The 9,980-nt window shown below is 68.8% G+C and carries 9 protein-coding genes; 4 read left to right on the top strand and 5 right to left on the bottom strand.

Annotated features, from left to right (window positions below; translation table 11 throughout):
- Nucleotides 1-472: 472 nt before the first annotated feature.
- Nucleotides 473-1,762 (bottom strand): tyrosine--tRNA ligase, encoded by a 1,290-nt coding sequence (gene tyrS / locus IT779_RS29055; protein WP_196152622.1) that lies wholly within the window; start codon nt 1,760-1,762, stop codon nt 473-475.
- Nucleotides 1,763-2,039: 277 nt separating this feature from the next.
- Nucleotides 2,040-2,672 carry a DNA-3-methyladenine glycosylase gene (locus tag IT779_RS29050; RefSeq protein ID WP_196152621.1) on the bottom strand — a complete coding sequence of 211 codons (633 nt, stop codon included), beginning with the start codon at nt 2,670-2,672 and terminating at the stop codon, nt 2,040-2,042.
- Nucleotides 2,673-3,024: 352 nt separating this feature from the next.
- Here IT779_RS29050 and IT779_RS29045 point away from each other — a divergent pair, with 352 nt between their 5' ends.
- From IT779_RS29045 to IT779_RS29030, 4 genes are all read left to right on the top strand, one after another.
- Nucleotides 3,025-4,545 carry a multicopper oxidase family protein gene (locus tag IT779_RS29045; RefSeq protein ID WP_198429038.1) on the top strand — a complete coding sequence of 507 codons (1,521 nt, stop codon included), beginning with the start codon at nt 3,025-3,027 and terminating at the stop codon, nt 4,543-4,545.
- A 135-nt stretch (nt 4,546-4,680) separates the two neighbouring features.
- Nucleotides 4,681-5,412, top strand: coding sequence for an ABC transporter ATP-binding protein (locus IT779_RS29040; protein ID WP_196152620.1), 732 nt, complete (start codon nt 4,681-4,683; stop codon nt 5,410-5,412).
- Nucleotides 5,409-6,191 carry an ABC transporter permease gene (locus tag IT779_RS29035; RefSeq protein WP_196152619.1) on the top strand — a complete coding sequence of 261 codons (783 nt, stop codon included), beginning with the start codon at nt 5,409-5,411 and terminating at the stop codon, nt 6,189-6,191. The genes IT779_RS29040 and IT779_RS29035 overlap by 4 nt, the downstream gene beginning before the upstream one ends.
- Before the next feature lie 71 nt (nt 6,192-6,262).
- Nucleotides 6,263-6,862 (top strand): TetR/AcrR family transcriptional regulator, encoded by a 600-nt coding sequence (locus tag IT779_RS29030; RefSeq protein ID WP_196152645.1) that lies wholly within the window; start codon nt 6,263-6,265, stop codon nt 6,860-6,862.
- Here the strand turns inward: IT779_RS29030 and IT779_RS29025 are convergent, their stop codons facing one another.
- Genes IT779_RS29025 through IT779_RS29015 form a run of 3 tightly spaced genes read right to left on the bottom strand, consistent with a single transcriptional unit; the run spans nt 6,863 to nt 9,964 of the window.
- Complete coding sequence (locus IT779_RS29025) at nt 6,863-7,096, bottom strand: Trm112 family protein (RefSeq protein ID WP_196152618.1); 234 nt, start codon at nt 7,094-7,096, stop codon at nt 6,863-6,865. It abuts the gene before it with no gap.
- A gap of 10 nt (nt 7,097-7,106) precedes the next feature.
- Nucleotides 7,107-7,610: a GtrA family protein gene (locus tag IT779_RS29020; RefSeq protein WP_196152617.1), complete on the bottom strand. Its 504-nt coding sequence runs from the start codon at nt 7,608-7,610 to the stop codon at nt 7,107-7,109.
- The gene (locus IT779_RS29015) at nt 7,607-9,964 is read right to left on the bottom strand and encodes a hypothetical protein (RefSeq protein ID WP_332839019.1); all 2,358 of its coding nucleotides are present in this window, start codon (nt 9,962-9,964) and stop codon (nt 7,607-7,609) included. The genes IT779_RS29020 and IT779_RS29015 overlap by 4 nt, the downstream gene beginning before the upstream one ends.
- Between the last annotated feature and the right edge of the window lie 16 nt (nt 9,965-9,980).

Here is a 9,980-nt window from a genome sequence, read left to right as displayed (position 1 = left end):
GCCAGAAAATTAGCTGACAAAATAAACCCTGCCACCCACACGGGGGTACGAGCAGCAGGAACCAAAAACATTTGGCACTGACATTCATCGACACACTATTGAGTTCTCAAAGAACACACGCACACACTTCCATACCGGAATTCAACCGGAACTTTCGTGAGGCAACTTTTCCAGCCTATCCACACAGCCTCACGGAGTCAAGTCCGCAGGGTCGTGCGTGTCGGGCCGAGTGTTCTACAGGTTGGCCAGGCGCTCCTCGTACTACCTCGTTTCCCGGTCCCTGTTCCAGCTTCTGAGCTGGGCTTTCGGGCTCCGGGTCGGTGTCCGTGTCGCTCTGACTCGACATAAGTTACGCGGCGGAGAACGTCGCGTCAAATCCGCACTACAGCACTGTGATTCCCCAGGTCAGCGACTCGCGACAGCGGGAAAACCGGGCTTGGGCCGCAGAAGTGTGACCCAAGCCACGATCAACTCAGTCGCCGGACCGCACGACACCGGCGATGTTCCGCTTGCCGCGACGCAGCGCCAGCCAGCGTCCGTGCAGGTAATCGCCCTCGGCGGGGGTCCATTCGGGATCGGCGATCTTCTGGTTGTTCACGTAGGCCCCGCCCTCGTTGACCGCGCGCCGGGCCGCGCCACGACTGTCGGACAACCCGCTGACCACCAGCAGGTCGACGATCGTGGTCGCCGCCCCGGCGCCGAGCTCGGCGACCGTCCCGTCGAGCGCGGCCTCGCGCAGCGCCGAACCCAAGGTCGGTTCATCGAGGTCGCGCAGTTCCCCGCGCCCGAACAGGGCCTGGCTCGCCAACTGCACCGCGCCCGTGTTCGCCTCGCCGTGCACCAGGGTGGTCATCTCGGCGGCGAGCCTGCGCTGCGCCTCACGAGCGTGCGGGCGTTCCACCGTCGCCTTCTCGAGATCGTCGAGTTCCTCGCGGGTGAGGAAGGTGAACCAGCGCAGGTAGCGCAGCACATCGGCGTCGGCGGTGTTCACGAAGTACTGGTACCAGGCGTAGGGGCTGGTCATCTCCGGATCGAGCCAGAGGCTGCCGCCGCCGGTCGACTTGCCGAACTTCTTGCCGTCGGAGGAGGTGACCAACGGCACCGTCAGCGCGTGCACCGCCGCGGCGTCCACCCGGCGGTTCAACTCGACGCCCGCGATGATGTTGCCCCACTGGTCGGACCCGCCGACCTGCAGGAGGCAGCCGTGCGCGCGGCGCAATTGCAGGTAGTCGTTGGCCTGCAAGAGCATGTAGCTGAACTCGGTGTAGGAGATGCCGTCACCGTCGAGACGGCGCTTCACCGTGTCGCGGGCCAGCATGACGTTCACCGAGAAGTGCTTGCCGATATCGCGCAGGAAGTCGACCGTGGACAGCGAACCGGTCCAGTCCATGTTGTTCACGATGAGCGCGCCGGTCGGCGAGTCGTCCAGGTCGACGAAACGCTCCAGCTGCGACCTGATGCGCACGGCCCAGTCGGCGACCGTGTCGGTCGAATTCATGGTGCGCTCACCGACATCGCGCGGGTCACCGATCAGTCCGGTGGCGCCGCCCGCGAGCACGATCGGGCGGTGCCCCGCGCGCTGGAACCGCTTCAACGCCAGCAGCGGCACCAGATGTCCGGCGTGCAAGCTGGCCGCCGTCGGATCGAAACCGGCATACAGGGTCAGCGGGCCGTCGGCCAGCGCCGAGCGCATGGCGTCGAGGTCGGTGGACTGTGCGATCAGTCCGCGCCAGGTCAGTTCATCGATGATGTCGCCGCTCACGCCGTCCCATCTTTCCGCACCGCTGTCCTGCGCCGATGCGCAGGTGTCGCCGATCATCGTGTGCCATCGACCGTCGCTCGCACGACCGATTTTCCGCCGAGCCGAGCGGAGCCGGACCGTCGGCGGCCGCCGGTGGCAGCGGAGCGGCAGTCGGGCTCGAACCGCTGATTCGCTCGCGATGTCGACTCGCTGCGGCTCGCGAAGCGCAGGACGGCTGTCGGGCTCGCGGTCGCAAAGTTGTCGGGGATCGGCAGGAAGATTCGGTGCGACCAGGTGGTCAGGCGGTTTCGGCGGTGGGGCGGGGGGCGCGTGGGCTGCGGCGGTAGGTCGAGACCGTCGGTGACGCGGGTAGCCAGAAGCGCCACGGGATGTCGGCGGCGAGGCTGACGCCGACGCGCGGGCCGTGTGCGATGTCGGCGGACCGGGCCGGGGCGGCGAGTTCCAGCCGGATCGGGGAGGTCGGATCGAGGAGCGGAGTTCCGTAGTCGTGCAATGTGATTCCCAGGGCGCTGCCGAAATTGCCGGGGCCCTTCGCCAGGTCGGGATCGGAGCGGGCGGCGGGTCTGCGGGCGCGCACCTCGTCGAATCCGGCGATCACCTCGCCGGAGCGCAGCAGTGCGGCGCTCGCCGTGCCGTCCGGGCCGGTGGTCACGTTCAGGCAGTAGTGCATCCCGTAGCTGAGATATACGTAGAGCGAACCGGCCGGTCCGAACATCACGGCGTTGCGGGCGGTGCGGCCGCGACCGGAGTGCGAGGCGGGGTCGGGCCACGGCCCGGCGGGGTCACCGCCGTACGCCTCCACCTCGGTGATCCGCACGCCGACAGCGCCCGACCAGAGTGTCGAACCGAGCAGTCGTCGGGCGGCGGCGGGAGGATCGAGCGCGAGTTGATCGGCGGACACAGCCGACATTCTCCCGCAACGCTGCACCGAGCCGTCCGCGCCCCACTTGCCCGAGACGACGCGATCCGGCCCCGACCAGGACCCACTTCATCCGGACCGAACCACGGCCCACTCGGTCCGGACCGACCGCGATCCACCTGATTCGGGACCGGCCCACTCCGATCCGAACCCGACCGCGACCGACTCGATCGCGGTCATGCCCCACCTCGAGCCACACCCGATCGCGACCCATTCGATCTCGGCCGCAACCAACGTCCGGTTTCGAACCCACCGCGCCCATCGGGTTGTCAGGGATGGATCGGGGGCCGAACCGGGGCGTTCCCGGATGTGGTGTGGCAGCTCGAATTCCTACCGTCATGGCATGTTTGCGCAGGACAACTCCCGCAGGTGGCGGCGGTGGACGATGGCGGCGGTACTCACGGTGGTCGCGATCGCCGCGATCCCCGTCGGATGTGTCGCGGTGACCTACACGAGGGCGCCCGTCTCGACGATCGGCGGCGTGGATTTCACCCACCGGCTCGCGATTCCGACGCTGGACACGGGGACGGTGGACGCCGAAGGAGTCCGGGTGTTCGGCCTCGAGATGCGTTCCGGGCGAACACAATTCCGGCCCGGCACCTGGACGGAGACCTGGGGGTTCAACGGCGACCACCTCGGTCCGACGCTGCGTGCGCGGCGTGGCGAGCGGGTGCGTGTCGAGGTGGATAATCGACTCGGGGAGACCTCATCGGTGCACTGGCACGGCATGCATCTGCCCGCCGTCATGGACGGTGGCCCGCATCAGGCGATCGCGGCGGGCGGGAGGTGGACTCCGACGTGGACCGTCGATCAGCCCGCCGCGACGCTCTGGTACCACCCGCATCCGCACGGGACGACCGAATCCCATGTCCGCCGCGGCCTGGCCGGCATGTTCTTCCTCGATGACGACACCTCCGACGCGCTGTCCCTGCCGCACGCCTACGGTGTCGACGATGTCCCGGTCGTCGTCCAGGACGTGAGCTTGCGCGGCAACCGGCTCGACGGCACGCATCGGATGTTCCGCGATGTCGGTTTCCTCGGTGAGCAGATCCTGGTCAACGGAACGCTCGCGCCGTTCCACGAGGTGGGTGACGAACTCGTGCGACTCCGGTTGCTCAACGCCTCCACCGCGCGCCGGTACGACTTCGGTTTCTCCGACGACCGCGACTTCGCCCTGATCGGAACCGACAGCGGACTGTTGTCCCGGCCCGCTTCCCTGTCGCGGCTCGCTCTGTCGCCCGGCGAGCGTGCCGAGATCGTGGTGCGGATGCGCCCCGGTGAGCGCACGGTGTTGCGCAGTACACCGCGCACGGATGGGCTGGATTTCTGGAATCGGCGTTTCTCCGGCGGCGACGACGGTTTCGACATCCTCGAATTGCGTGCGGCCGATGCGCTGCGCCCCTCCCCCGAACTGCCTGCCGTCCTCGCCCCGACCACAACGCCCGACGGCGCGGCGGCCGTGCGCGAGCGGCATTTCACACTCGAGTTGTCGGGGATCAACGGCCGGGCGATGGATATGGGACGCATCGATTTCGCGGTGACGCGCCGCACCGAGGAGATCTGGGAGGTGCGCAATACCGATGGCATGCCGCACAACTTCCACGTGCACGACGTGCGGTTCGCGGTGCTGAGCGTGGACGGCGCGCCGCCTCCGCCCGCGCTGTCGGGTCCGAAGGACACCGTGTACGTGGCGCCGGGCCGGACCGTCCGGCTGGCGTTGCGCTTCGACGGACCGGCCGACCCGACGACGCCGTACATGTACCACTGCCACCTGTTGTGGCACGAGGACACCGCGATGATGGGCCAATTCGTGGTCGTCGAGCCCGGTCAGGATGCCGCGACGCACATTCCGCACGGTCACTGAACCACGGCGCGACGCTGAACCACGGCGCGACGCACGCGAGACACGCCGGTGCGGGCGAGGAACCCTTGTGCGCCCGGTGCCGCGGCGCTAAATTCATCATGTAGTGAATTCAACACACGATGAATTGAGGCGACCATGTCGCAGCCATCGCCGTCCGCCGCCGTGCACATCCGCGACCTCACCGTGCGGCGCGGTAAACGCGAAGTCCTGCACAATATTTCGCTGACGATCCCGCGCGGCTCGATCACCGGGCTGCTCGGCCCCTCCGGCTGCGGCAAGACCACCCTGATGCGCAGCATCGTCGGCACCCAGATCGTGGCGAGCGGCGCGGTCTCGGCGCTCGGCCTGCCCGCGGGCTCGCCCGAACTACGCAGGCGCATCGGCTACGTCACGCAGGCGCCGAGCATCTACCCCGATATCAGCGTGCGCGAGAACGTCGCCTACTACGCCGCGCTCTACGGTCGCGACCGCGACGACGTCGACGTGGCGATCACCTCGGTCGGCCTGCTCGAACACGCCCACCAGCGCGGCGACGAACTCTCCGGCGGCCAGAAGACGCGGGTATCGCTGGCCTGCGCACTGGTCGCGCGACCGGACATGCTCGTCCTCGACGAACCCACCGTCGGACTCGACCCGGTGCTGCGCGTCGAACTATGGAAGCAGTTCCACGAACTCGCCGCGAACGGCACAACGCTGCTGGTCTCCAGTCACGTGATGGACGAGGCCGAACACTGCGACCGGCTGCTCCTGCTGCGCGAGGGGACGCTGCTGGCCGAACTCAGCCCGGACGAGCTGCGCGAACGCACCGGCGAACAGAACCTCGAACAGGCATTCCTCACCCTCATCACGACGGGACCCATCGCATGAGCGCCACCCTCGCCCCCGCCCGGCCGCCGCTGCGGCCCTACCTCGCCACCACCGGGCGCATCCTGCGTCAACTGCGCGGCGACCACCGCACCGTCGGCATGATCCTCGTGGTGCCCGCGCTGCTGATGGCCCTGCTGTATTTCATCTACCAGGACGCGCCGCGGCCGCCGCACGGTCCGTCGCTGTTCGACCGGGTCGGCATCAGCATGCTCGGCATCCTGCCGTTCATCGTCATGTTCCTGATCACCGCGATCGCCATGCAGCGCGAACGCACCTCGGGCACCCTGGAGCGACTGCTCACCACGCCGCTGTCCAAGGTCGACCTGCTCGCCGGTTACGGCACCGCGTTCTCCGTGGCCGCCGCCGGACAGGCGATCGCGGCCTGCCTGGTCTCCTTCGGCCTGCTCGACCTGCAAGCCGCGGGCAATCCGGGCTGGGTGGTGCTGATCGCCGTCGTCGACGCGGTCTGCGGTGTCGCGCTCGGTCTGCTGGCCAGCGCTTTCGCGCGCACCGAATTCCAGGCCGTACAGTTCATGCCGGTGGTGGTAGCACCGCAGATCTTCCTGTGCGGCCTGCTCGTGCCGCGCGACCAGTTGCCGAGCTGGCTGGAGCCGATCAGCAATGTGATGCCGCTCAGTTACGCGGTGGACGCGCTGCAACAGGTGTCGGTCAACACCGAGGCGACCGGCCGGATGTGGCGTGACATCGCCATCGTCGCGGCCTTCGCGGTGGTGGCGCTGTGTCTCGGCGCCGCGACCCTACGACGAAGGACCACATGAGCGCAGGTTCCGCCGACAGCGTCCACCCCGAGGACGCCGGTGACGGCACGGACCCGACCGACGAGGCCGCCATGCGCCCGTCCCGCTCCGGGCGCAGACCCGGTCGTTCCGGCGCGCGCGAAGCGATCCTGGAAGCCGCGCGAGCCCGCTTCGCCCGCAACGGTTTCGACCAGACCTCGATCCGCGCCATCGCGGGTGACGCCGGGGTCGATCCCGCGCTCGTGCACCACTATTTCGGCACCAAACGCCAACTGTTCGCGGCGATGGCGCAACTGCCGATCGATCCCGAGAAGCCCCTGTCGACCATCCTGGAAGCCCCGATCGAACAACTCGGGGCCACGATCCTGCGCGAGGTGGTCGAGGTATGGGACTCCCCCGCCGGACCGGGGCTGGTCGCGGTGCTGCGCAGCATGCTCGCGGGCGGGGACATGTCGATGGCCCGCATGTTCATCCTCGAAGTGGTGCTCGAACGCGTCCGGCTGCGCATCGCGACACCGGAAGACGACGCGCGGGCGCGGATCGGCCTTGTCGCCTCGCAGATGATGGGAATTCTGGTGGCGCGCAAACTCGTCGGCGTCGAGCCGATCGCCTCGATGCCCGGTCCCGAACTGGTCGCGGCCGTGGGACCGACGTTGCAGCGCTACCTCACCGGCCCGGTCGAATTCGGCTGATCACGCGCCGGACTGCTGGGCGAGGTAACCCTCGTGTTCGGCCTCGCCGACCTCGCGCGCCTCGTCGATCAGCAGCACCGGGATGCCGTCCTCGATCGGGTAAGCGCGGCGCAGCCTCGGGTTGTAGAACAGGCTCGCGCCGTCCTCGGCGCGGACCAGCAGCAACGGCCCCTTGTCCTGCGGGCAGGCGAGCAGGCTCAACAGCGTCGGGTCGAGAACGGTCTCGTGCGGCATAGCCGATAACCTACCCCGCCGACGGATCGGGGCGGGAACCGTCCGCCGCGACGGCCGGCCGGTGGAACGAGATGTAGCGGTGCCCGAAGAAGCTCGCCACCGCGACCAGGCCCATGACCACGATCGCGGCCGGTCGGTCCGGGAAGTGCAGCACGGTGACCGCGAGTTCGAGCAGCAGCACGTTCAGCAGCAAGCCGCCGGAGTTGACCACGCAGAATCGCAGGAAGTCGCGCAGGACGTGGCCGCGCACGCGGAACACCAGCGTGCGGTGCAGGACGAACGCGACCGCGATGCCGATGGCGTAGGCGAGTACCACGGCCACCATGGGCCGGGTGTCCGGGCCGAGGATGGTCAGCCACAACACCGTCAGACCCATGCCGAGCAGGGTGTTCGCGCCGCCGACCACGGCGAAGGCCAATTCCTGGCGGCGGACCAGACGCAGCAGCGGACCGGGGTCCTCGGCGCCGGTGGCGCCCGCGTGTCCCGCGGATTCGCCGAAGATCTCGCCGCTCATCGTCTCGCTTCCGCCGGTCCCACCGTGTTCGGTGACGTCGCGCCCGGCAACGCTGTGGTCGGAGACGTCGCACCCGGTGACGCCGTGGTCGGAGACGTCACGCCCGACGACACCGTACTCGGCGATACCTCGCTCGGTGATGTCGCGCCGGGTCTCGGTGATGTCGCGCTCGGCGACACCGCGCTCGGTTCGTCGCGCCGACGTGTCCGTCGATGGCCCCATTGCAGAACCCCCACTCCGAGTAGTGCGAGCAATATTGCCGCCGCGCCGAGGGTGCGGCCGGGCGGATACCAGGTCAGTCGCAGGTCGCCGTCCCGCGTTCCCGCCGGGATATCGACCGCGACAAAGGTTTTCGCGACAAGCTGGTAAGGGATCGGCTTGCCGTCGAGGGTGACACGGTACCCCGGCCAGCCCAATCGCGCGAAGACAACGCGCCCACCGGTCGCGGAGTCCACCCGGACACGGCTCGCGCGGTCGGTTTCGGACACCGATACTGCGGTGACGTCTTCGGTCGCACCGATCCGACCGGACGGCAGCGGCCCGTCGCGTCGTTCGAGTACCGCGATCCACCGTTCATGCCCCGGATAGTCGACCCAGGTCCAGCCCGGCGGCGCGGGATCGACGCCCGCGTCGGGATACAGCGCCTTCTGCAGGACCACCCGGTCCACTCGCATCAGGTCGACGACGGTCCGTCCGGTGGACGGCTCGACGGCGAACGCGCGGCGGTAGGCGTCGGGGCAGACGCTGGTGTCCCAGCGCATGCACAGCAGTTCGCCGAACCAGAAATGCCCGTTCGGGGTGTATCCGCCCACGTAGGTGAGTTCCAGATTCTTGGCGTAGTTGCCGAAGACCAACGATCCGTAGGCGCCGTCGAGTGTCCGTTCCGAGGGCGCGATCAGTCCGCGGTCGGCCAGTTGCAGGGTGACGCCGGGGAAATCGGGGAATGCGGCTTTCATCTCCGAGCGCCGCTCCGGCAGATTCCAGCCCATGGGTGTCGGTTGCGCGGCGCGCACCTGGAGGTAGGCGACCGGAGCGATCGAAGCGACCACGAGCACGCAGACGGCGGCGGTTCCCCGGCGCGCGCCGAGCCACACCACCGCGGCGCCGAGCGCGGCGACACCGAGGGCGGCGATCACATGCCACGGCAGTTCGTCGGGAGCGGCGGAGACCGAGCGCAACCAGAGCGCCCCGATGAGCACACCCGAGGCGATCGCGCGCTCCCGCCACCGGCGCACCGTCGCGTACCGGCCGAGCAGGACGCACACCAGCACGAGCAGAGCGAGGGCGAGCAGCGGCAGGACGCGGGCGGGCCAGCGCAGCGGGCCGATGGCGCCCGGTCCCGCGGTCCACATCAGGGCCGTGACGGCGACGATGCCGATGGCGGTGAACTCGCGCCGGTCGCGTCGGGCCCGGCGCCAGTCGACGAAGGCCAGCGCCGGGATCAGGAACCAGGCGATGTAGGTGACCGGCATCGGCTGCACGTAACCCCACCACGAGCTGTAGGCGGGCAGGGCGCTCGGCAGCGAGGCGTTCAGTGATTCCGACCACGGCACGGTAAGGAACTGGTCGTTGTTGATCTGGGCGGTGCCGCGCCAGGTCACCTTCGCCGACAGCATGCTCGGCAGGTAGGTCGCCAGACCGGCCGCCGCCGCACACCCGGCGACCGCGAGCAGCCGTGCCGAAGGCTGCCACCGCCGCTGCCGGACCGCCTCGCCGACCACCACGGCGGCGATCACGATGCCCGCCTCGACCGCCGGGAAGATGTACTGGACCGAGATCGCCAGGTAGAGGAAGACGAAGGTCGGTATCGGACCGCCGCGGCCGCGCGCGTACCGCACCCCCGAGGCCCAGGCGTGCACCAGCCACGCGGTGCCGGTGAACGCGGTGTACCAGCTTGCCTCGTCGAAGAACAGCAGCCAACCGGTGAACGGAGCGGCGACACCCGCCACGCACGCCCATGGCAGTGCCGCGCCGTAGGTGTCGCAGACGCGGAACACCCCGAGGGCGAGGACGATCGCGAAGAGCAGCTTCACGACGGTGGCGTAGAGGGCGAGGTCGTCCACCGAGGGCGCGATCAGGTCGATCAGCAGCTGCGGCGGATTCAGCAGGCCCGCCTCCTCGATGGTGTAGTTGCCCGCCATCCAGTGCTCGGGAACCATCGTGGTCAGGCGGCCGTCACGCAGATTCCGGCCGAGCATCACCCACAGTGGCGCGTACTGCGATTCGGTGTCGTCGGTGTAGAAATGCCGGGGATGGGCGAGCAGGACCGCGAGATACCCCGCGACCACGCCGACCGCGGTGATCAGACCCCACGCGTACACGTCCCGCCGGACGCGGGTACCGGTTTCCGCCACGAGTCCCAGACCATAC

This window comes from Nocardia bovistercoris, assembly GCF_015674855.1.
Taxonomy (GTDB): domain Bacteria; phylum Actinomycetota; class Actinomycetes; order Mycobacteriales; family Mycobacteriaceae; genus Nocardia; species Nocardia bovistercoris.
This window is presented reverse-complemented; position numbering and strand designations above follow the sequence as displayed.